At 46.1% G+C, this 23,880-nt stretch carries 16 protein-coding genes, 2 tRNA genes and 2 rRNA genes; 14 read left to right on the top strand and 6 right to left on the bottom strand.

What is annotated here, in order from left to right; genetic code table 11:
• Positions 1–143: 143 nt before the first annotated feature.
• Positions 144–404, bottom strand: coding sequence for a DUF2282 domain-containing protein (locus RJD38_RS05890; protein WP_005594549.1), 261 nt, complete (start codon positions 402–404; stop codon positions 144–146).
• Positions 405–660: 256 nt separating this feature from the next.
• Here RJD38_RS05890 and uvrD point away from each other — a divergent pair, with 256 nt between their 5' ends.
• Entirely contained in the window at positions 661–2,835 is a 2,175-nt protein-coding gene (gene uvrD / locus RJD38_RS05885; RefSeq protein ID WP_005594551.1) for a DNA helicase II, read from the top strand.
• 965 nt (positions 2,836–3,800) lie between these two features.
• Here uvrD and RJD38_RS05880 read toward each other — a convergent pair.
• The 3 genes from RJD38_RS05880 to rarD form a co-directional block, all read right to left on the bottom strand.
• Entirely contained in the window at positions 3,801–4,454 is a 654-nt protein-coding gene (locus RJD38_RS05880) for a LysE family translocator (protein ID WP_065545924.1), read from the bottom strand.
• Between the two features lie 71 nt (positions 4,455–4,525).
• On the bottom strand, positions 4,526–5,323 hold the full coding sequence (locus RJD38_RS05875; protein ID WP_005594553.1) for an AraC family transcriptional regulator: 798 nt from the start codon (positions 5,321–5,323) through the stop codon (positions 4,526–4,528).
• A 66-nt stretch (positions 5,324–5,389) separates the two neighbouring features.
• Complete coding sequence (gene rarD / locus RJD38_RS05870) at positions 5,390–6,304, bottom strand: EamA family transporter RarD (RefSeq protein ID WP_005594554.1); 915 nt, start codon at positions 6,302–6,304, stop codon at positions 5,390–5,392.
• 146 nt (positions 6,305–6,450) lie between these two features.
• On the opposite strand from rarD, the gene recQ reads away from it, so the two are divergent.
• The 3 genes from recQ to RJD38_RS05855 all read left to right on the top strand — a co-directional run bounded on the left by recQ (position 6,451) and on the right by RJD38_RS05855 (position 9,508).
• Positions 6,451–8,289 carry an ATP-dependent DNA helicase RecQ gene (recQ, locus tag RJD38_RS05865; protein ID WP_065429543.1) on the top strand — a complete coding sequence of 613 codons (1,839 nt, stop codon included), beginning with the start codon at positions 6,451–6,453 and terminating at the stop codon, positions 8,287–8,289.
• Positions 8,282–8,617, top strand: coding sequence for a DUF3630 family protein (locus tag RJD38_RS05860; protein WP_005594557.1), 336 nt, complete (start codon positions 8,282–8,284; stop codon positions 8,615–8,617). Before recQ ends, RJD38_RS05860 begins: the two co-directional genes overlap by 8 nt.
• Before the next feature lie 210 nt (positions 8,618–8,827).
• Positions 8,828–9,508 (top strand): 7-cyano-7-deazaguanine/7-aminomethyl-7-deazaguanine transporter, encoded by a 681-nt coding sequence (locus RJD38_RS05855; protein ID WP_005594559.1) that lies wholly within the window; start codon positions 8,828–8,830, stop codon positions 9,506–9,508.
• Between the two features lie 110 nt (positions 9,509–9,618).
• On the opposite strand, the gene gppA is transcribed toward RJD38_RS05855, so the two are convergent.
• Together gppA and rhlB are read right to left on the bottom strand one after the other, a co-directional pair.
• Positions 9,619–11,109 (bottom strand): guanosine-5'-triphosphate,3'-diphosphate diphosphatase, encoded by a 1,491-nt coding sequence (gene gppA / locus RJD38_RS05850; protein ID WP_005594561.1) that lies wholly within the window; start codon positions 11,107–11,109, stop codon positions 9,619–9,621.
• Positions 11,110–11,115: 6 nt separating this feature from the next.
• On the bottom strand, positions 11,116–12,417 hold the full coding sequence (gene rhlB / locus RJD38_RS05845; RefSeq protein ID WP_005594562.1) for an ATP-dependent RNA helicase RhlB: 1,302 nt from the start codon (positions 12,415–12,417) through the stop codon (positions 11,116–11,118).
• Between the two features lie 111 nt (positions 12,418–12,528).
• Between rhlB and trxA the strand changes: the two genes are divergently transcribed.
• The 10 genes from trxA to RJD38_RS05795 all read left to right on the top strand — a co-directional run bounded on the left by trxA (position 12,529) and on the right by RJD38_RS05795 (position 23,876).
• Positions 12,529–12,855, top strand: a complete 327-nt coding sequence (trxA, locus tag RJD38_RS05840) for a thioredoxin TrxA (protein ID WP_005594565.1) — start codon at positions 12,529–12,531, stop codon at positions 12,853–12,855.
• A gap of 203 nt (positions 12,856–13,058) precedes the next feature.
• On the top strand, positions 13,059–14,318 hold the full coding sequence (gene rho, locus RJD38_RS05835) for a transcription termination factor Rho (RefSeq protein ID WP_005594566.1): 1,260 nt from the start codon (positions 13,059–13,061) through the stop codon (positions 14,316–14,318).
• Positions 14,319–14,420: 102 nt separating this feature from the next.
• Positions 14,421–15,419 carry a hypothetical protein gene (locus tag RJD38_RS05830; RefSeq protein ID WP_065545925.1) on the top strand — a complete coding sequence of 333 codons (999 nt, stop codon included), beginning with the start codon at positions 14,421–14,423 and terminating at the stop codon, positions 15,417–15,419.
• 90 nt (positions 15,420–15,509) lie between these two features.
• The gene (gene ubiD / locus RJD38_RS05825; protein ID WP_065545926.1) at positions 15,510–17,354 is read left to right on the top strand and encodes a 4-hydroxy-3-polyprenylbenzoate decarboxylase; all 1,845 of its coding nucleotides are present in this window, start codon (positions 15,510–15,512) and stop codon (positions 17,352–17,354) included.
• Positions 17,354–17,623, top strand: coding sequence for a 2Fe-2S iron-sulfur cluster-binding protein (locus RJD38_RS05820; protein ID WP_005594571.1), 270 nt, complete (start codon positions 17,354–17,356; stop codon positions 17,621–17,623). Before ubiD ends, RJD38_RS05820 begins: the two co-directional genes overlap by 1 nt.
• Before the next feature lie 14 nt (positions 17,624–17,637).
• Positions 17,638–18,351, top strand: coding sequence for an NAD(P)H-flavin reductase (gene fre / locus RJD38_RS05815; protein ID WP_065545927.1), 714 nt, complete (start codon positions 17,638–17,640; stop codon positions 18,349–18,351).
• Positions 18,352–18,879: 528 nt separating this feature from the next.
• Positions 18,880–20,426 (top strand): 16S ribosomal RNA (locus tag RJD38_RS05810).
• A gap of 66 nt (positions 20,427–20,492) precedes the next feature.
• Positions 20,493–20,569, top strand: a tRNA-Ile gene (locus RJD38_RS05805).
• Between the two features lie 42 nt (positions 20,570–20,611).
• Positions 20,612–20,687 (top strand) — tRNA-Ala (locus tag RJD38_RS05800).
• Between the two features lie 295 nt (positions 20,688–20,982).
• A 23S ribosomal RNA gene (locus RJD38_RS05795) occupies positions 20,983–23,876 on the top strand.
• Together the 16S and 23S rRNA genes with 2 tRNA genes alongside form the textbook arrangement of a ribosomal RNA operon.
• Positions 23,877–23,880 lie beyond the last annotated feature (4 nt).

Genomic DNA, 23,880 nt, shown 5'->3' with positions numbered 1-23,880 from the left:
TGTGCGTAAACCTACCCCAACCAATGAATGTTGAGCGGATAGTGTCACAAGGCTTTCCCTAAATAGTGTGATGTTCGACGGTGTTCGGTCTATCACTAGGTGTGCTGGTTGAGCGTCAGTACACCTAGTGATAGGCGTTTCGTTTAAGCTGACTCGGTGCTACCACCTGCAAGCTTGCCGCATAGTCCGGTTGGAACGACTACAAAAGCATCTTTTTGGTTATCTTCCTTGGCCGTTCCTGCGCATGAGCTGGTTTTGGTTGCGCAGTCATTTTTACCTGCTTTAGCCACGCCGTAGCACTTTTCTTTTTCCGCTGCGACAGCTGGTGCGGCGGTTAACATGGTGCCACCTAACGCAATAAGACCAGTGATTGCAGCTGTAACGGCTAGATTAGACTTTTTCATAGTAATTTCCTCTGACTGAATTCCTTTGTTTAAATCCACAAGTTAATCATCAACTTGCTTACATAAAAGGATAGAAAAGCCGCGGAAAAACTTTCATTAAAAATAAAGAATGTACAAAAATGTTTCGCTATTGTTGCTTAATTGATTGATGCGTAAGCAATAAAAAAGTGGAAAAAATTTCTCCTTTTTGTGCTCATATCGCATAGCTGTTTAGGTTATAATCAACTTTTATGTATAAATAACCAGTAGCTTAGCCATGATGGATCCTTCTTTACTTCTCGACGGTCTGAACGATAAACAGCGTGAGGCTGTAGCCGCTCCAATCGAAAATCTACTTGTTCTGGCCGGCGCAGGCAGTGGTAAAACACGTGTGCTCGTGCACCGCATTGCTTGGTTGATGTCGGTTGAACAGGCATCACCGTTTTCGATCATGTCAGTGACCTTTACCAATAAGGCGGCAGCAGAAATGCGTGGTCGTATTGAAGAGTTGATGATGGGCAGTTCATCTGGGATGTGGAATGGTACCTTCCATGGTATTTGTCATCGTATTCTGCGCGCGCATTATCTAGACGCTAAGTTACCGGAAGATTTTCAGATCATTGATTCTGATGATCAGCAGCGCTTACTCAAACGTTTGATTAAAGCGCAAAATTTAGATGAAAAGCAGTGGCCTCCACGTCAGGTTTGCTGGTGGATTAATGGTAAAAAAGATGAAGGCTTACGTCCTAATCACATCGATGCCTACCATGATCCAATTACGAAAACTTACCTGCAATTGTACAGTGCCTATCAAGAAGCGTGTGATCGCGCTGGCTTAGTTGATTTTGCTGAAATCTTGCTAAGAGCACATGAGTTGCTGCGTGACAAAACCGCGATTCGTGAACATTATCAAGCGCGCTTTAAGCATATCTTGGTCGACGAATTTCAAGATACCAACAACATTCAATACGCTTGGCTGCGCATGATGGCTGGTCGAGATACTCACGTGATGATCGTTGGTGATGATGATCAGTCAATCTATGGTTGGCGTGGTGCTCAAATCGAGAATATTGAAAAATTCACCCTTGAATTTCCGAGCGTGAATACCATTCGTCTTGAACAAAACTATCGCTCAACCAAGACCATTCTTGAAGCCTCGAATACTCTAATCGCCAATAATACCGAGCGAATGGGTAAAGAGCTGTGGACCGATGGCAAAGTAGGTGAGCCTATTTCGGTTTATTCGGCGTACAACGAGTTGGATGAAGCGCGTTTTGCGGTGAGTAAAATTAAAGAGTGGCAAGAGAAAGGTGGCGTGTTGAACGACACTGCGATGCTTTATCGTAACAATGCCCAGTCTCGTGTATTGGAAGAAGCCTTGCTGCAAGCGGGTTTACCTTATCGTATCTATGGCGGTATGCGATTCTTCGAACGTCAGGAAATTCGTGACGCATTAGGTTATCTACGTCTTATCAATAATCGTGATAACGACGCCGCTTTTGAACGTATTGTAAATACACCAACGCGCGGTCTTGGCGATAAAACCCTAGAGACGGTGCGCTTTGCTGCGCGCGATCGTGGTTGCACCCTGTGGGAATCATGTGTCGCGTTGATTGATGAGCAAGTGCTGACTGGCCGAGCCGCTGGCGCATTGAGTCGCTTTATCGAATTGATTAATGCGATGGAAGATGACACCCGAGAAATGTCATTGCATGAGCAAACTGACCATGTGGTGAAATACTCAGGCTTGTTCGCCATGTATGAGCAAGAAAAGGGTGAGAAGTCTAAAGCTCGTATCGAAAACTTGGAAGAATTGGTCACGGCAACCCGCCAGTTCGAAAAGCCAGAAGAAGCGGATGAAATGAGTGAGCTGACCGCTTTCTTAACGCATGCCGCATTGGAAGCGGGCGAAGGCCAAGCGGATGAGTTTGAAGATGCTGTACAGCTAATGACATTGCACAGTGCGAAAGGTTTGGAATTCCCGATGGTGTTTATGGTTGGGGTAGAGGAAGGGATGTTCCCAAGTCAAATGTCTGCAGAAGAAGCAGGGCGTTTGGAGGAAGAACGCCGTCTTTGTTATGTTGGCATGACGCGTGCGATGGAAAAGCTCTACATTACCTACGCGGAAATGCGTCGCTTGTATGGCCAAGATAAATACCACAAGCCGTCACGCTTTATTCGTGAGCTACCAGAATCTTGCCTAGATGAAGTGCGCATGAAAGCGCAAGTGAGTCGTCCTTCAAGTAGCGGTCGTTTCAGCCAAACAGTGGTAAAAGAGAGCTTTAATGAAACTGGTTTTACGCTTGGCTCTCGTGTTCTTCATCCTAAATTTGGTGAAGGTACCATCATTAACTTTGAAGGCAGTGGCCCACAGAGCCGCGTGCAAGTCGCTTTTAATGGTGAAGGCATCAAGTGGTTAGTGACCGCTTATGCTCGATTAGAAAAACTCTAATCAGCAAGTTTTATTGAATTCAAAGGCGCACTTAGGTGCGCCTTTTTAGTATTTGGCCTATGGGTGTCCAAAAGCTCTCTAAGCAGTACAAACTTAATTGGTTTTCAAATTTACTTTGTATTATGGACTCTGTATTTGGTAGCAAGACGGAAAAATGAGAAGAGCTTTTGCACATAGCGAATAAAAAATGGCACTTTAAATAATGAGATGGTTTACCAAACTATTTGCAGTTGATGCTAGGCGGCAATTAAACGAAAGCCCTGAGCATAGTGAGCTATGTGATGGGATGAGTGAAAATTGGCAACAACGCAGCAGCAATAAATAGGCAGGTAAAAAAGAAAAACCCCGAGGGGCTAGGCCCTTCGGGGTTATGGTCTTACTCGCAGCAATCCGGCTACTAAAAGTGCTCCATGCATCAAATCCATGATAGTGTGCTGTAGTCCTTCAGCGTATTCCTTTCGTCGCCATCCTAGCGGTGTCCTTGACCTTATCCTGGTCTACTAATCATCCTGATTAGCTCTCATCACTTGATCCCTGAGCGGTGTCCATGACATCTTCCTGATGTTCAGTCCTTGCCTCGTCCAGAGGTGTCCATTTCCCATCCTTAGTAGCAACCATCCTAGTTACTATTGCGTCCGTTCAATGTCCAATTTGCTATCCGTGCCGATTATTCATCCTAAATAACCGAATCTTCTTCCTGAAGATGACCTAATCCGTGGCCTTTTCCTGTTCCGTGTCAGAATCCTTCCGACAGGGTTTATATTACGTCTTTCTCGATTTAGAACAATTGATGTAATCGATTTCTTTCTATGTGCAAATGGATTAAAAATAGAACAAGTTATTTATTATCAGTAGCTTAATGTTTGTTTTTGGCTTTTTTTCTCTAAAGGTATATGCAATCTCCCAAGCTTGTTGTGAGAGATCTCTTACAAGGCTAGGGGGCGATCGATGATCTGGCAGTAACGTCACATAATCAACAGTGATGAAATGGTGTTCCATAATATCGTTACACCAATCAAACTGAACATCATGCCGCAGATACCATCAATGTATTTGCTCAACTGATGAAGCTTTTTCTGTAAACGCTGACTGGTCAATAGCCACGCCAATAAAGAGAACCACAATAAAGATAAACTCCAAAGGATTAACAGTGCCGCTCCTTTTCCACCAAGCGACATGGTGGTGGGAACAAGGCTCGACATTAAACTGACAAAAAACACTAATGCTTTGGGGTTGAGGATGTTCGTCATGAAGCCACGTGAAAAGGCCTGACGTTTATTACTGAGTAAATATTGCGATTTATTTTTTACCCCTGATGCGTCACTTGATTGAAAAGCACCGCGTAAAGCGCCTACGCCTAAATAAAGTAAGTAACTGCCACCCAATAATTGTAATGCGGCAAATAGTGCGGGATGTTGCTGTACTAAATAACTTACGCCAGTCAGGCTGAAAATCGAATGCAGTAAAATACCGCAAGATAAGCCTAAGGCAATGAATAACCCAGTTTGGCGTCCGTAACGCGAAGCGTTTTGTACCACTAAAGCGAAATCAGGGCCGGGGCTCATAAGGGCAACCCAGTGCACGGCTGCAAGGGTGGCAAGAATAGTCAGTTCATTCATAACAAGATTCTAGATAACGATAATGACCCTGATTATCCTTATTTGATGAGATGTCGGCTTGTAAATTTTGATCACTCACTGATTTGTGTTGGTGGAACACCGAAGTTGCTTTTGAAGGCTTTGCTGAAATGGGCTTGATCATAGAAGCCGACATGGTGGGCAACATAGGTGGCATTGTGCCCTTGTTGCAGTAATTTCATTGCTTGCTCTAAGCGCAGTCGACTGAGCCAAGCATAAGGTGTGATGCCCATTTTTTGTTTGAAATGACGTTGAAACTGGGTCGGAGTGAGATGGCACATATTGGCCAACTGCTCTAAACGGATAGGTTCATCGAGGTGGGCCAGAATAAATTCCTTGAGGGTGACGATAGATTGGCGACCTAACGGCGAGGCTTTTTCGGGTTGTCCATAGCCAAACTGAGTGAACAGTTGCTCTAGCCCCTCTAGTGGTAAGCAATCTTTCGCCAGTTGGCATTGGTCACTATCGCCGAGCAGTAAATGCAATTGATAGAGTTGCTGAAAGATGTCTGGATTGGCAATGATGCTCTGACGAAAACTTAATATCTGCTCTGGCTGGGTATATTCAGCAAGCTGAGTTAGCCAGTTTGGATCAATCGCAAAGACTTTGGTTTGATAGCCACGCTCTAGCACCGAATTACCATCATGCAGTTCGTCAGGTGCCATAATCACCACATGCCCTTGTCCAACATGGTGATTTTGTCCTTGATGATGGAAACGTTGTTCACCTTGGGTTATCAGGCCAATGTGAAAATCGAGATGATAATGACGTTGGAAAACAAACTGCCGATAACGCGCATCAATCAAATTGATCGATTCACTCACGGTGTTGCTGTATTTGACGCGATCCATAGAAAAAAAGCTTGGTGAAAGTTTCACCAAGCTTATCGAGCTTATTTTGGATTGTCTTGTATAAAATTAACGTTGCAGCGCTTTTTTATTTCGGCGGTTATTACGTAAACCATCAAAACTAAACACCAACAAGGCGCCCCAAATAAAGACAAAAGTGAGCGCTTTGTCGACGCTAAAGGCTTCACCGTAGACTAATACCGCAAGCAAAAACATTAAGCTTGGGCCGATATATTGGAAAAAGCCGAGGGTGGATAGTTTTAAGCGTGTCGCCGCACCAGTAAAGCACAGTAGTGGTAGTGTCGTTATTATGCCTGCAGAAACCAATAATAGATTCAGAGTCATTGGATTAAGGCTAAAGTCTGAGGTGGCAGAGTCCGCAATCCACAATAGATAAATGGCTGCTGCAGGCAATAACACTAAGGTCTCAACAAACAACCCAGTTTGCGCACTAACACTGACTTTTTTACGCAGTAAGCCATAGAAGCCGAAGGAGCATGCCAGTCCAATTGCGACGATAGGCAGAGAGCCAAAAGCCATGAGTTGCACCAAAACGCCACCAGTGGCGAGTGCCACCGCGAGCCATTGCAACTTCCTTAAACGTTCGCCCAAAAATAGCATGCCGAGTAAGACATTCACTAATGGGTTAATGAAGTAACCTAAACTGGCATCCAGCATATGATTACTGTTGACCGCCCAGATGAAAATCAGCCAATTCGACCCAATTAAGATTGAAGAAGTTAGTAGATAGGCCATCTTACGTTTATCGACCATTACATCACGGACGCTGTGCCAGTGACGGCCAAAATGGAGCAGGGCAGCAAGTAAGAAAAAAGACCACACCACACGGTGGCTTAAGATTTCTAGCGGGGCAACAGCGCTGAGTGATTTAAAGTAAATCGGTGCGATACCCCACATGGTGTAAGCGCCGAGAGCAAGCAGCACACCTTGGCGCGACCGTTGTTGCAGTTCTTCTTCAGTCATACAAGATCACTAACTGTTTTAAAAAGGAGGGGAATTGGTCAGTATAAAAGCGGCCTGATAAAACGCCTAACAATTTGCAGTTTTATTCACCAGCGTTCCCCACTACAATGTGCCACTTACCTCACACTGAGTAACTGAGATACTAGATGACCTCGACACTTTTAGCCCAACCTGACGATGAGATAACTGTCACCGCACAAAGCGTGCTGGAACAGGTGTTTGGTTATCAACAATTCCGTTCAGGACAAGAGCAAGTGATTGAGGCGGCAATTCAAGGTAAAGATAGCCTTGTGATCATGCCGACAGGCGGTGGTAAGTCACTGTGTTATCAAGTGCCAGCCTTGGTGCGAGAGGGCTTAACCTTGGTGATATCACCATTGATCTCTTTGATGAAAGACCAGGTTGATCAGTTAAAAGCGGATGGGGTTGCGGCAGAATGTATTAACTCGAGCATGCCGCGCGAAGAGCTGATTTCAGTCTACAACCGCATGAACTCTGGTGCTCTCAAGTTAGTCTATGTGTCACCAGAACGTGTACTGATGCGTGATTTCATTGAACGTTTACAAGGCGTGTTGCTGAGCATGATTGCGGTCGATGAAGCGCATTGTATTTCGCAGTGGGGCCATGATTTTCGCCCGGAATACGCTTCATTAGGTCAACTCAAACACTATTTTCCACATGTACCGTTTATGGCTTTGACGGCCACGGCCGATGATGCCACACGTAACGATATTGTGACTCGCTTACAGTTGGTTGAACCGCTGAATTACCTCGGCAGTTTTGACCGGCCAAATATCCGCTACACCTTGTTGGAAAAACATAAGCCGGTTTCACAAATCATCCGTTATCTTGAAACCCAGAAAGGGCATTGCGGCATTATCTATTGCGGTAGCCGTAAAAAAGTCGAAATGGTGACGGAGAAACTGTGTAACAACCATATTCGTGCCGCCAGTTATCATGCAGGTATGGATGCCGATGAGCGCGCTTATGTGCAAGAAGCTTTTCAGCGTGATGATATTCAAATCGTGGTTGCCACTGTGGCTTTTGGTATGGGTATTAATAAGCCCAACGTACGCTTTGTCGCGCATTTTGATATTCCACGTAATATAGAATCGTACTACCAAGAAACAGGCCGAGCAGGGCGCGATGGTCTACCTGCCGAAGCGGTGATGCTTTACGACCCGGCTGATATCAGTTGGCTACGCCGCATGTTGGATGAAAAAGATGAAGGGCCACAAAAGCAGGTTGAAGCGCATAAGCTCAATGCCATGAGCGCCTTTGCGGAAGCGCAAACCTGCCGTCGGCAAGTGCTGCTCAACTATTTTGGCGAATATCGTGATAAGCCATGTGGCAACTGCGATATTTGTTTAGACCCACCAAAACATTTCGATGCCACTCAGGAAGCGCAAAAAGCATTGTCGTGCGTGTATCGCGTGAACCAAAGTTTCGGCATTGGCTATGTGGTTGAAGTGCTGCGTGGGATGCAAAATATCCGTATTCGCGAACAAGGGCACGATAAACTCTCGACCTATGGTCTTGGCCGCGATCATAGCCACGATTATTGGGTAAGTGTTTTTCGTCAGCTAATTCATAAAGGCTTGTTATTCCAAAATATCACCCGTAACTCAACCTTGCAGCTGACCGAAGAAGCACGGCCGTTGTTGCGTGGTGAGATGACGCTCGAGTTGGCGGTACCGCGTTTAGATACCGCAGCTCGCGCAGCGAAGTCAGACAAATTGACCAGCAAGAATTACGATAAGAAGCTGTTCGCTAAATTACGCAAACTACGTAAATCGATTGCTGATGAAGATGGTTTACCTCCTTATGTTGTTTTCAGCGATGCCACCTTAATTGATATGGCGGAGATCTTGCCAACTTCTTATGGAGAGATGTTGGCGGTAAATGGCGTGGGGCAGCGTAAGTTAGAGAAGTACGCAGATCCATTCCTCGATTTAATACAGGAACACATTACTCAGCATGGTTAATAAAATGGAATTTGGTTTGATCGAGTATCAAGCGGAGCAGGGAAGAATCGTACTGAATGCACCGGGGTTTGATTTTGACTCCTTCCCACACCTAGGCGAAAGGCTGCTCGCCGCGTTGCCTGCCCGCGTGATTGAAAAGCAGTGTGATGCGGATATTCATTCTTGGTTGATTGATTTTGAAGATTGCCAAATGTTTCTTAAAGCGGAGCACTACAGTGAAAGTGTTTGGTTTGAAAGTCTCTCGGGAAGCAACAGCCAAGCAGAATTGGCTTACCTAGCAAGCTTATTCCAACAAGGTTTCAGTTTGCCTGACTCATCGCCATTTTAGCGATAGAAAATCCATCTTGCAGACAAAAATGGTTAATGTATAATCGCCCGCCTCTTGTTGTTTGGTGTTATAGCTCTAAACAATAAGAACGAATAACCATTTATTTTTTAAACATTGTTGGTAAGTATTCGCTTGGTTACTCACGTTGAGATAACTCGGTGGATTCGATTTGGGTTCCCTCACCCCCAAACCAAACTAAAAAGGTATCGCATGAGTAACTTTACGTCTGCGCAACAGCGCAACGCCCTTCTATATTTAGCTTTATTCCACCTGATTATTATTGCCTCAAGCAATTACTTGGTTCAGTTGCCGTTTACCATTTTGGGTTTCCACACCACGTGGGGCGCTTTCACTTTTCCTTTTATTTTCTTAGCAACTGATTTAACCGTTCGTATTTTTGGTGCACAAATGGCACGTAAGATCATCTTCTTGGTGATGTTACCGGCGCTCGTTGTCTCGTATTTACTGTCGGTGGTTTTCTTTGAAGGCCAGTATCAAGGCTTTAGTCATCTAGGTGAGTTCAATGTGTTTGTTGCCCGTATTGCGGCAGCAAGTTTTATGGCTTACTTACTTGGCCAAGTTTTGGATGTACAAGTCTTTAATCGTTTACGCCAAATGAAACAGTGGTGGATTGCTCCAACCTGTTCTACCTTGTTTGGTAATGCGATCGATACTTTGGCTTTCTTCTCAGTTGCATTCTATCAAAGCCCTGATCCTTTTATGGCTGAGCATTGGATGGAAATTGCCTTAGTCGATTACAGCTTTAAGCTAGTGATAAGTCTTGGTCTGTTTGTGCCAATGTATGGTGTGCTGCTTAATTATCTAGTGAAAAAACTTACCTCCGTTAATCCCGAATTTCGATTGATGGGGTCGGCAGAAAAAGTTTCTTAGGTAATGCGATACCAATGAAAATAAAAAAGCCCGCATTGATTTGCGGGCTTTTTGCATCTGTGGATTTTATTGGCTATAGCTTTTAGTGGTTATGGTGGTTCGTGATGAACCTAACGACTGATAATGCTAAGTGGCCAGCCAATATCACTTTGACGGTTTGCTTCAATCTCTAACTCGCTCGCGGTGAGCGGATTGTTAGCTAGCCATTGTGCATCGACAAATAGAGAGAGCTTATCGCCTTCCGATTGCAACGTGACTTGCGGCTCTAGCTCTTGTTGGCGACGGTGGGTTAGCAGAACCGATAAACGTAATAGTCGTAAAATACGTTTAGCACTGGCGCTTGAGATTGCGTGCTGCTCAGGCAAGGAATTTAATTGTTCGCGGTAACGGCGAACCAATTCTGCGAGCAGATGTTTTTGCGCACGAGTGTAGCCTGGCAAATCTAAATTTTTCAGTAAATACGCGGCGTGTTCGCCACCTTTCTTAAAATCGATCGCTAAACCGATTTCATGCAGTTTTGCTGCCGTATCGAGCATGGCATTGGCTTGCGGTTCGACCAACCACTGCGTTTCGCACTGATTAAGTAAACGTTCGGCAAGACAGGCAACTTGTTGACCGTATTGTTGATCAATTTGGTAACGACTTTGCACGCTGGCAATAGTGCGCACACGAATGTCATTTTGTTTTAACTCATCGACCATTTCATAGACCAAGCCTTCGCGCAGTGCGCCGCCAGCCAAAGTCATCGATTCGATGTCGAGTAGTTCAAAAATCGCAATCAAAATAGAAAGGCCGCTTGGAAAGACCAAAGCGCGTTCGAGGGTCAGTCCCTCGATATCGAGCTCTTCTAAATGATCGGCAAGCATGGCTTGTTTTTGCAGGCGCTTTAGTTTGGCGTGAGTGATTACCTCATCCATTCCTTGCGCCAGCATGATCTCTTGTAACGCTTGCACAGTGCCAGAAGCACCCACACAAACGTCCCAACCAAGTTCAGTGTATTGCTGTAAAATAGGGTCTAAGGTTGCTTTTGCTGCATCAATTGCTTGATCGAAGTTACGGGTAGTGAGTTGACGATCTTTAAAGTGACGCTCTAGCCAAGTCACACAACCCATTTTTAGGCTGGTTAATGCTTTGGCTTCAAACCCCTCACCAATGATCAGTTCAGTACTCGCACCGCCGATATCCACCACTAAACGGCGGCCACTGCCACCGGATGTATGGGCGACACCTTTATAAATGGTAGCTGCTTCTTCTTCGCCACAAATGACGTCTATTTTATAGCCAAGAATCTGGTTGGCTTTCGCTAAGAAAACATCCACATTGGTTGCGGTGCGCAGTGTTGCGGTACCAACAATACGAATGTTTTCTTGTGGGATGTCTTGCAGTCGCTCTGCAAATAAACTCAAGCAGTCCCAACCTCTTTGCATGGCTTCTTGGCTTAACGTATTACTGTCGTTTAACCCTGCAGCAAGGCGAACCTTGCGCTTAATCTTAGCCATGGTCTGAACGCTGCCATCAATATGACGCACAACGAGCATATGAAAACTGTTCGACCCGAGGTCGATAGCGGCGTAAAGCGGCGATGGAACAACTTGGCTCATAGCGACTTAAGAATCCTTTTGTTGACGCGGTGGGCGTGAGCGATTTGGTTTGCGATTACCAGAACGAGAACCACCAGTGTTGGTGCGACGTTGTTGCTGGTTACGCGTGCGCAGACGGATCGGCGCTGGGAGATCTTGGATCAAAGCAGACGAATCGTATTCCGATACAGGAATCGTGTGCTCGATGTACTCTTCGATCGCTGGAAGATTGATTGCGTATTGTTCACAAGCAAATGTGATTGAGTGGCCACTTGCGCCAGCACGACCAGTACGACCGATGCGGTGTACGTAATCTTCACAATCGTCAGGTAGATCGTAGTTAAACACGTGTGTTACTTGTGGGATGTGTAGACCACGAGCAGCAACGTCGGTTGCGACTAGAATGTCAACTTCACCACGAGTAAATTGCTCAAGGATACGCTCACGTTTTTTCTGTGGAACATCGCCTGTTAATAGACCAACACGGTGCTTATCTGCCGCTAGATGACCCCAAATTGAGTCACACATATGCTTGGTATTAGCAAACACGATCGCGCGATCTGGCCATTCTTCTTCAATAATCGTTTGAAGTAGCGCCATTTTATCTTCGTTAGAAGGATAGAACAGTTCTTCTTGGATACGGTGACCTGTTTTTTGCTCTGGTTCTACAACCACTGGCACAGGTTCATTCATGTGTTCGAAGGCTAATTCTTGCACGCGGTACGATAGCGTTGCAGAGAACATCATGTTCAAACGTTCTTTTGGCTCAGGCATACGACGGAACAAGAAACGAATGTCCTTGATAAAGCCAAGGTCAAACATGCGATCCGCTTCATCTAATACGACAACTTGAATGTGGTTTAGATTAAACACGCGTTGCTTGTAGAAATCGATGATACGACCCGTCGTACCAATTAAGATATCTACGCCTTGCTCTAGTTTGGTCACCTGCTTTTCGTAGCTTTCGCCACCGTAAGCTAATGCCGCTTTGATGCCTGTGCTGGCAATCAGCGGTTCAGCATCATTAAAGATCTGAATCGCCAACTCGCGAGTTGGAGCCATGATGATGGCACGTGGCTGATTAGGTTTGCGGCCTTCATGCTCAGGTGTCGTCAGTAGGTGGTTAAAAGTAGCAGTAAGGAACGCTAACGTCTTACCAGTACCCGTTTGGGCCTGGCCTGCAATATCACGGCCGGAGAGCAGGACCGGCAACGCCTGTGCTTGGATAGGGGTACAAAACTCGAACCCTTTTTGCTCCAAACCCTTTGTAACTTGGGGGTTAAGCCCCAAATCGGCGAACTTTTGCTCTGTGATGTGCGTCTTTTTCATCGCTATAGAATATCAGCTTAAGCTTGCAATACGAAAGTAAATACATTCCAATAGGGCATCTCAATACTGGTTATCATCCAACCAGTTCCGAAAAATACAGTGGAGTGGACGATGAGTGATAATATTTTGCAGCTAACTGATGAAGGTTTTGAAAACGACGTAATCAATGCTGCAGGCCCAGTTCTTGTTGATTTTTGGGCAGAATGGTGTGGTCCTTGTAAGATGATTGCCCCAATTCTTGACGAAATCTCAGAAGAGTACGCAGGCAAGCTCACTATCGGTAAACTAAATATCGATCAAAATGCTGGCACGCCACCAAAATTTGGTATTCGCGGTATTCCAACGTTACTACTCTTCAAAGACGGTAGCGTAGCAGCAACGAAAGTTGGCGCTCTGTCTAAAACTCAGTTGAAAGAGTTTTTGGACGCTAATCTGTAATACTCGCTGTTAAATAGAACCGTACATTTTTATCAATGTGCGGTTTTGTTTTTGAACGGCAACAAAAGATAGACTAGGCTATTATTTAGTGCTAATTTATCGCACGTAAATTAAACAAGTATTCTCTTCTTGGTCGATCCAGAGACCGAATCCATCTTAACTACAAAACAGATCCTATTTTGACTAAACAAGCATCTACCACCATGAATCTAACAGAACTGAAGAACAGACCTGTTTCTGATCTTGTCAAACTTGGCGAAAGCTTGGGCCTTGAAAACCTTGCTCGTCTAAGAAAACAAGACATCATCTTTGCCATCCTAAAAGCGCATGCAAAAAGCGGTGAAGATATTTTTGGCGATGGGGTTCTGGAAATTCTACAAGACGGTTTTGGTTTCCTTCGTAGCGCGGACAGCTCTTACCTTGCTGGTCCTGACGATATCTACGTATCACCAAGTCAAATTCGTCGTTTCAACCTACGTACAGGTGATTCGATTGCCGGAAAAATTCGTCCACCAAAAGATGGCGAACGTTACTTTGCTCTACTGAAAGTAAATACGGTAAACCACGACAAGCCAGATAACGCACGTAACAAAATCCTGTTCGAAAACCTTACTCCTCTGCATGCCAATGAGCGCATGGTTATGGAACGTGGTAACGGCGCAACAGAAGATATTACGGCTCGTATCCTCGATTTGGCTTCACCAATTGGTAAAGGTCAACGTGGTTTGATTGTTGCTCCGCCAAAAGCGGGTAAAACAATGTTGCTGCAAAATATTGCACAAAGCATTGCTTACAATCACCCAGAATGTGAATTAATGGTACTTCTTATCGACGAACGTCCAGAAGAAGTAACTGAGATGCAACGTCTTGTAAAAGGCGAAGTGATTGCATCAACCTTCGATGAACCAGCATCTCGTCACGTACAAGTGGCAGAAATGGTTATCGAAAAAGCAAAACGTCTTGTTGAACACAAGAAAGACGTGGTTATCCTGCTTGACTCGATTACTCGTCTAGCACGTGCTTACAACACCGTCGTTCCTTCATCAGGTAAAGTTCTAACGGGTGGTGTGGATGCAAACGCACTGCATCGTCCAAAGCGTTTCTTCGGTGCGGCACGTAACGTAGAAGAAGGCGGTAGCTTAACCATCATCGCAACGGCACTAGTTGATACTGGTTCTAAGATGGATGAAGTAATCTACGAAGAGTTTAAAGGTACAGGTAACATGGAACTGCACCTAAACCGTAAGATTGCTGAAAAGCGTGTATTCCCAGCGATTGATTTCAACCGCTCAGGTACTCGTCGTGAAGAGCTATTGACTAAGACTGACGAACTACAAAAAATGTGGATTCTGCGTAAGATTGTTCACCCAATGGGCGAAACAGATGCAATGGAATTCCTCATTGATAAACTTGCGATGACGAAGACCAACGATGAGTTCTTCGATGCGATGCGTCGCCAGTAATTTGGTTATTTAAAAAACGCCACCGTCATTACGGTGGCGTTTTTGTTTGCATTCTATTTAGGCAAAGAGCACAATGAATGCAAATGTTACAAGGAGGTTAACATGCAACAAGGAATGTTGTCGTCGCTTCTCCTATCCATATTATTGGCATTGGGTATGACCAATGCTGTTGCGACGGAAATGCCACCTGAAAAGGTAGAGCTCTGGCAGCAGAGTAATCATATGCATGACAAAGTCGCTGAATTACTCTTGCATGTTGTTGAGGATGATCTCGACAGTCTTAATTTTTCCCTACAAAGATTAGCGTTTCCTCAACAAGAGGTAGCACGTTACCTATTGCTACAAAAACTCGAACAGCAAGAGTTTATCCTCACCCCTAAAATGGCTATTTTTGTTGAACAACAAAAAGTAATGGTGCCGACTTACCAAGTTCTCGAGCGGGGCGATGGTTACGAATTTAGTATCCCTGCATTTAACTTCCCAGCAATCGCGAGTCGATTACTTAAGCGTTGGAAGCAAGATCAATCCACCCTTGATTTTGTTATGCAAGCTGAACGAAAAGAGCTTGAACTGCGCCATTGGTTAACGGAAGGGTCGGATTACCAGCGTCAAACGCGAGAAAAACTTTTTGTTCGCGAGCTTGATAGCCTCTCTTTAGAAGCGGTGGATTCTTTGGTGCAGCAATTAACTCAAGAAGTTGTCGTGAGTTGGTTGCCTTCATCGGAAGTTATGGTTCGCCTAGCTCAAGTGAGCGAAGATCCGCAGGTCTATAAATTGGTGTGGTTAATGAAAGTTGATCATCACAGCCAGAATGAATTAAGTCGGTTGGCTAAAGTAGGGGATACCTTTGCTCAGCAGCAGATCATGCAAGCGGCCAATAACCCCAATTTACGCCAGCAAGCGCTGACTGAACTGACACGTATCAAGCCGATGAGCCAAGAAGTTAAAGCGTTTTTAGTTACCAGAATGAGCAATAGTGATGAGGTTTCATTTGTTGCTGGCCAACTGGCCCAACAAGGTTATTCAACATGGTTATCTGAGCTGGTATCTAACGATAAAAAAGTGAAGCGTGGTGCGATTTTGAAGGTTCTTAGTCAATAGAGAGTTGTAATACCCATATATAAAACAGGGATCGGAGATCTCTGTTTGTTTGATATACTGCATGCAGTTTAACCAGCCATTAGAAGAACTATGAGTTTTAAGGACTTGCGCGAATTTGTTGACCAGCTTGAGAAGCTTGGAAAATTAAAACGCATTACTCACCCGATTGATCCCCGTTATGAAATGACAGAAATCAGTGACCGCGTACTACGTGCCGGCGGGCCTGCTTTGTTGTTTGAAAATCCGATTGGTTACGATTATCCGGTACTCACCAACTTATTTGGCACACCAGAACGCGTTGCGATTGGGATGGGACGGTCTGAGGTGAAAGAGCTACGTGAAGTTGGCAAATTACTGGCGTACTTGAAAGAGCCAGAGCCACCGCGTGGTTTTAAAGATGCGCTTGATAAGCTGCCGATCTTTAAACAAGTCCTTAATATGCCGGCTAAACGCTTACGTAAAGCACCTTGTCAGGAGATTGTTTGGCAAGGTGAAGATATTGATCTTGATAAAATTCCGGTGATGAGTTGCTGGCAAGACGATGTTGCTCCTTTGCTTACGTGGGGTTTAACGATCACCAAAGGGCCGAATAAAAAGCGTCAGAATCTCGGTATTTATCGCCAGCAAAAAATTGGTAAAAACAAGATCATCATGCGTTGGCTTGCTCATCGTGGTGGTGCGTTAGATCTGCGTGATTGGATGGAAACAAATCCCGGAGAGCGATTCCCTGTCTCGGTGGCATTTGGTGCCGATCCAGCAACTATTCTTGGCGCGGTGACGCCTGTTCCAGATAGTTTATCGGAATACGCATTTGCGGGGCTGTTGCGTGGCAGCCGTACTGAAGTTGTAAAATCACTGAGTAACGACCTTGATGTACCAGCCAGTGCTGAAATGGTGTTTGAAGGTTATATCGATCCACAAGAGTTTGCTGATGAAGGTCCGTATGGCGATCACACTGGCTACTACAACGAAAAAGAAAAACATCACGTCTTTACAATTACGCACATCACTATGCGTCAGCAGCCTATTTACCACAGTACTTACACTGGTCGCCCGCCGGATGAGCCAGCGGTATTGGGGGTAGCATTAAATGAAGTCTTTGTTCCGATTTTGCAAAAGCAATTTCCCGAGATAGAAGATTTCTATTTACCCCCAGAGGGCTGCTCATATCGCATGGCGATTGTGGCGCTAAAGAAACAATACCCTGGACATGCTAAGCGTGTGATGATGGGAGTGTGGTCTTTCTTGCGTCAATTCATGTATACCAAATTTGTCATTGTGTGTGATGAGTCAGTTAATGCGCGCAATTGGGATGAAGTCGTGCAAGCGATGACTAGCAACATGGATCCTGTGCGTGACACGTTGTTGATTGAGCATACGCCGATTGACTCGTTGGACTTTGCTTCACCAGTTGTTGGGCTTGGGTCAAAAATTGGTTGGGATGCGACGATAAAGTGGCAAGCCGAACTTGCCTCAAGTGTTGCTGAGTCAAAAGGTGAGTTATTCGATCCAGATGTGATTCTTGAACAGATAAAATTGGCGAACCCAATCATTCGTGACATCTATCTGCCTCAAGGCGCACGATGTGGGCAAATGGTATTGGTTTCGATTGATAAGCAAAATCCGGGTGAAGGACAACAGGTGATAGCTGCGATATGGTCGCATTTATCTTCGCTGGTCGATCCTAAGTTTATCGTAGTATGCGATGATGATGTGAACATTCGCGATTGGAATGATGTCATATGGGCTGTGACCACTCGGATGGATCCTGCGCGTGATAGTAGGCTTGATCGTGATGCTGATGTTGGGCGCATTGCTTTGGATGCAACCAATAAACTCGGTGATGAAGCTTCTCGTGAGTGGGGGATACCCATTAAGAAAGATCCACTGTTGGTCGAAAAAATCGATGCAATATGGCATCAATTAGGACTGTAATGGGAAACACAGTTACATTATTACCTAGCCAAGTGACGTTTAAAGTCCCGGTCGGGCAAACGATATTGGAAGCAGCGCTCAACAATAATATTAGCTTTCCTCATCGTTGCCAGATTGGTGCATGCGCGATGTGCATGTGTAAAAAAGTATCGGGAGAGGTGCACTATGAACTGGAACCGATGCTCACAGAACAAGAACAACAGCAAGGGTGGATATTCTCATGCCTTGCGTATACAAAAAGTAATTTAGTCCTTACTTTTGAAGAGTAAGTAAGAGGAAGACCATGAGTATTCAATGCAAAGTAAAGTCGATAGAGTCACTCGCCGCTAATACCTATCGCATCCTGCTTCACCCTGAACAGCCAGTTGCTTTTAAAGCGGGCCAATATCTAATGGTCGTGATGGGCGAGAAAGATAAGCGTCCATTCTCAATTGCGAGTAGCCCTTGTCGCAATGAAGGGGAACTTGAACTGCATATTGGTGCGGCGGAGCAAAATGCTTACGCGCATGAAGTGGTTGAAGCTATGAAAACCGCGTTGGCTGATGGTTCATCGATTACTGTAGATGCGCCTCATGGCGATGCATGGGTAAAAGAAGAGAGCGAACGTCCTTTATTATTGATTGCAGGTGGTACTGGCTTTAGTTACGTACGTTCGATTTTGGATCATTGCGTCGCGCAAAAGAAAGCTAATCCAATCTATCTATACTGGGGAGCGCGCGATAACAGCCAACTTTACGCTAAAGATGAACTGATCACCTTATCTGAGCAATACGCGAATGTGCACTTTATTCCGGTTGTTGAACAAGCGCCGGGTGAGTGGGACGGAAAAGTGGGCAATGTACTAGAGGCGGTAAGTGAAGATTTTGATGTATTAGAAGATTTCGATATCTATATTGCAGGTCGCTTTGAAATGGCTGGTGCTGCACGTGAGCAATTTACGCAAAACAAGCAAGCGAGAAGCGACAGAATGTTTGCAGATGCTTACGCTTTTATCTAATAGCGCATCATGTCTCTGATGAAAAAGAGGGCTTTTAGCCCTCTTTTTTGCCTTATTGCTGCTAATTTCATCGGATAGTCACTTTTTCTGAATTAATTTGCAAAAAGGCTTGCCAATCAAATCCAGTTACCTATAATGCGCATCCACTGACAGAGCAGACGCCGCAAGGCTTCAGCGTTAGTCAGAGAGGTAAAAGCTTCTGAGAAAAGAAATTGAAAAAGTGTTTGACTCTTTCAGTTATCTCGTTAGAATTCACCTCCGCTTCGAGAGAAACTCTCGCAGCAAGCTCTTTAACAATATAAACCTATCAATCTGTGTGGGCACTCGTTGATGATAATCCAATAAGTTGTTACTTAGGTAACGACTGTTTCTTCGGAAACAAATTGGGTTCAATGAACTGAGTGACCAATACAAATAACTTCGGTTATTTGGCACAGTCAATTCATTATCGTTCTGTTGGAACGATAATAGCTTTAAAATTACTTTTAGTAGTTTTGAAGTCAGTATTCATTGAGCCGACAAAATCTTAAATTGAAGAGTTTGATCATGGCTCAGATTGAACGCTGGCGGCAGGCCTAACACATGCAAGTCGAGCGGTAACATTTCAAAAGCTTGCTTTTGAAGATGACGAGCGGCGGACGGGTGAGTAATGCCTGGGAATATGCCTTGATGTGGGGGATAACCATTGGAAACGATGGCTAATACCGCATAATGCCTACGGGCCAAAGAGGGGGATCTTCGGACCTCTCGCGTCAAGATTAGCCCAGGTGGGATTAGCTAGTTGGTGAGGTAATGGCTCACCAAGGCGACGATCCCTAGCTGGTCTGAGAGGATGATCAGCCACACTGGAACTGAGACACGGTCCAGACTCCTACGGGAGGCAGCAGTGGGGAATATTGCACAATGGGCGCAAGCCTGATGCAGCCATGCCGCGTGTGTGAAGAAGGCCTTCGGGTTGTAAAGCACTTTCAGTCGTGAGGAAGGTTCATACGTTAATAGCGTATGGATTTGACGTTAGCGACAGAAGAAGCACCGGCTAACTCCGTGCCAGCAGCCGCGGTAATACGGAGGGTGCGAGCGTTAATCGGAATTACTGGGCGTAAAGCGCATGCAGGTGGTTTGTTAAGTCAGATGTGAAAGCCCGGGGCTCAACCTCGGAATTGCATTTGAAACTGGCAGACTAGAGTACTGTAGAGGGGGGTAGAATTTCAGGTGTAGCGGTGAAATGCGTAGAGATCTGAAGGAATACCGGTGGCGAAGGCGGCCCCCTGGACAGATACTGACACTCAGATGCGAAAGCGTGGGGAGCAAACAGGATTAGATACCCTGGTAGTCCACGCCGTAAACGATGTCTACTTGGAGGTTGTGGCCTTGAGCCGTGGCTTTCGGAGCTAACGCGTTAAGTAGACCGCCTGGGGAGTACGGTCGCAAGATTAAAACTCAAATGAATTGACGGGGGCCCGCACAAGCGGTGGAGCATGTGGTTTAATTCGATGCAACGCGAAGAACCTTACCTACTCTTGACATCCAGAGAAGCCAGCGGAGACGCAGGTGTGCCTTCGGGAACTCTGAGACAGGTGCTGCATGGCTGTCGTCAGCTCGTGTTGTGAAATGTTGGGTTAAGTCCCGCAACGAGCGCAACCCTTATCCTTGTTTGCCAGCGAGTAATGTCGGGAACTCCAGGGAGACTGCCGGTGATAAACCGGAGGAAGGTGGGGACGACGTCAAGTCATCATGGCCCTTACGAGTAGGGCTACACACGTGCTACAATGGCGCATACAGAGGGCTGCCAACCAGCGATGGTGAGCGAATCCCAAAAAGTGCGTCGTAGTCCGGATTGGAGTCTGCAACTCGACTCCATGAAGTCGGAATCGCTAGTAATCGTGGATCAGAATGCCACGGTGAATACGTTCCCGGGCCTTGTACACACCGCCCGTCACACCATGGGAGTGGGCTGCAAAAGAAGTGGGTAGTTTAACCTTTCGGGGAGGACGCTCACCACTTTGTGGTTCATGACTGGGGTGAAGTCGTAACAAGGTAGCGCTAGGGGAACCTGGCGCTGGATCACCTCCTTATACGATGATTACTCACGATGAGTGTCCACACAGATTGATGGTTTATAAAGTTTAAGAGACGATACTGGGTCTGTAGCTCAGGTGGTTAGAGCGTTCGCCTGATAAGCGAGAGGTCGGTGGTTCGAGTCCACTCAGACCCACCAATTCCCTTCCCAAGGGATTGGCACACAGTATCGACACCTGATGGGGCTATAGCTCAGCTGGGAGAGCGCCTGCCTTGCACGCAGGAGGTCTGCGGTTCGATCCCGCATAGCTCCACCATCTTTAAGCGCATTTACTTTTGAATAGAAAGTTGAGTGTTTTTAAAAATGGTTTTCATCAGAAAATCTAGCTCTTTAACAATTTGGAAAGCTGACTGATAACAACATTGTTGTTATCAAAAAAAGTTCTCAATGTTTATCTTTAAGATAAACACCAAAAAACACATTCAAGTGTTCTTGGCAATATCATCATTTAATGATGATTATTCGAAATTGAGTCCGGCAAAATCGAACGTCTCTCACTCATAAAATAGAGAGACAACTTGGTTGTTTAACGAAACTCCTTCGGGTTGTATGGTTAAGTGACTAAGCGTACACGGTGGATGCCTTGGCAGTCAGAGGCGATGAAAGACGTAGTAACTTGCGATAAGCCCAGATTAGGTAGTAACAACCATTTGAGTCTGGGATTTCTGAATGGGGAAACCCACGTGCATAAGCACGTATCATTAACTGAATACATAGGTTAATGAGGCGAACCGGGGGAACTGAAACATCTAAGTACCCCGAGGAAAAGAAATCAACCGAGATTCCGAAAGTAGCGGCGAGCGAAATTGGATTAGCCCTTAAGCGTTTTATGCGTCAGGTGAAACTTCTGGAAAGTTGTGCGATACAGGGTGATAGCCCCGTAACCGGCAACGCATATTAGGTGAAAACGAGTAGGGCGGGACACGTGTTATCCTGTCTGAATATGGGGGGACCATCCTCCAAGGCTAAATACTACTGACTGACCGATAGTGAACCAGTACCGTGAGGGAAAGGCGAAAAGAACCCCTGTGAGGGGAGTGAAATAGAACCTGAAACCGTGTACGTACAAGCAGTAGGAGCGGGCATTGCGTCCCGTGACTGCGTACCTTTTGTATAATGGGTCAGCGACTTAATTTTAGTAGCAAGGTTAACCATCTAGGGGAGCCGTAGGGAAACCGAGTCTTAACTGGGCGTATAGTTGCTAGAATTAGACCCGAAACCAGGTGATCTAGCCATGGGCAGGTTGAAGATTGAGTAACATCAATTGGAGGACCGAACCGACTAATGTTGAAAAATTAGCGGATGACTTGTGGCTAGGGGTGAAAGGCCAATCAAACCTGGAGATAGCTGGTTCTCCCCGAAAGCTATTTAGGTAGCGCCTCGGACGAATACTACTGGGGGTAGAGCACTGTTAAGGCTAGGGGGTCATCCCGACTTACCAACCCTTTGCAAACTCCGAATACCAGTAAGTACTATCCGGGAGACACACGGCGGGTGCTAACGTCCGTCGTGGAGAGGGAAACAACCCAGACCGCCAGCTAAGGTCCCAAATTATTACTAAGTGGGAAACGATGTGGGAAGGCTTAGACAGCTAGGATGTTGGCTTAGAAGCAGCCATCATTTAAAGAAAGCGTAATAGCTCACTAGTCGAGTCGGCCTGCGCGGAAGATGTAACGGGGCTAAGTAATAAACCGAAGCTGCGGCAATGAAGTTTACTTCATTGGGTAGGGGAGCGTTCTGTAAGCGGTTGAAGGTGTGCTGTAAGGCATGCTGGACGTATCAGAAGTGCGAATGCTGACATGAGTAACGATAAAGGGGGTGAAAAACCTCCTCGCCGGAAGACCAAGGGTTCCTGTCCAACGTTAATCGGGGCAGGGTAAGTCGACCCCTAAGGCGAGGCCGAAAGGCGTAGTCGATGGGAAACGGGTTAATATTCCCGTACTTCTTATAATTGCGATGGGGGGACGGAGAAGGCTAGGTGGGCCTGGCGACGGTTGTCCAGGTTCAAGTACGTAGGCGGGTGGTTTAGGTAAATCCGGACCGCTATTAACGCTGAGATACGATGTCGAGCTACTACGGTAGTGAAGTCATTGATGCCATGCTTCCAGGAAAAGCCTCTAAGCTTCAGATTATAAGAAATCGTACCCCAAACCGACACAGGTGGTCGGGTAGAGAATACCAAGGCGCTTGAGAGAACTCGGGTGAAGGAACTAGGCAAAATGGTACCGTAACTTCGGGAGAAGGTACGCTCTCGACGGTGAAGTCCCTTGCGGATGGAGCTATTGGGAGTCGCAGATACCAGGTGGCTGCAACTGTTTATTAAAAACACAGCACTGTGCAAAATCGTAAGATGACGTATACGGTGTGACGCCTGCCCGGTGCCGGAAGGTTAATTGATGGGGTTAGACTTCGGTCGAAGCTCTTGATCGAAGCCCCGGTAAACGGCGGCCGTAACTATAACGGTCCTAAGGTAGCGAAATTCCTTGTCGGGTAAGTTCCGACCTGCACGAATGGCGTAATGATGGCCACGCTGTCTCCACCCGAGACTCAGTGAAATTGAAATCGCTGTGAAGATGCAGTGTACCCGCGGCTAGACGGAAAGACCCCGTGAACCTTTACTACAGCTTGGCACTGAACATTGACCCTACATGTGTAGGATAGGTGGGAGCCTTTGAAGCACGTACGCCAGTATGTGTGGAGGCAATCTTGAAATACCACCCTTGTATGCTTGATGTTCTAACGTTGGTCCCTTATCGGGATTACGGACAGTGCCTGGTGGGTAGTTTGACTGGGGCGGTCTCCTCCCAAAGAGTAACGGAGGAGCACGAAGGTGGGCTAAACACGGTTGGACATCGTGTGGTTAGTGCAATGGCATAAGCCCGCTTAACTGCGAGAATGACGGTTCGAGCAGGTACGAAAGTAGGTCATAGTGATCCGGTGGTTCTGTATGGAAGGGCCATCGCTCAACGGATAAAAGGTACTCCGGGGATAACAGGCTGATACCGCCCAAGAGTTCATATCGACGGCGGTGTTTGGCACCTCGATGTCGGCTCATCACATCCTGGGGCTGAAGTCGGTCCCAAGGGTATGGCTGTTCGCCATTTAAAGTGGTACGCGAGCTGGGTTTAGAACGTCGTGAGACAGTTCGGTCCCTATCTGCCGTGGGCGTTGGAAAATTGAAAGGGGCTGCTCCTAGTACGAGAGGACCGGAGTGGACGAACCTCTGGTGTTCGGGTTGTCATGCCAATGGCATTGCCCGGTAGCTAAGTTCGGAATCGATAACCGCTGAAAGCATCTAAGCGGGAAGCGAGCCTTGAGATGAGTTTTCCCTGGCACTTTAAGTGCCCTAAAGGGTTGTTCGAGACTAGAACGTTGATAGGCAGGGTGTGTAAGCGCTGTGAGGCGTTGAGCTAACCTGTACTAATTGCCCGTGAGGCTTAACCATACAA

Source organism: Vibrio scophthalmi, from assembly GCF_040869025.1.
GTDB lineage: Bacteria > Pseudomonadota > Gammaproteobacteria > Enterobacterales > Vibrionaceae > Vibrio > Vibrio scophthalmi.
This window is presented reverse-complemented; position numbering and strand designations above follow the sequence as displayed.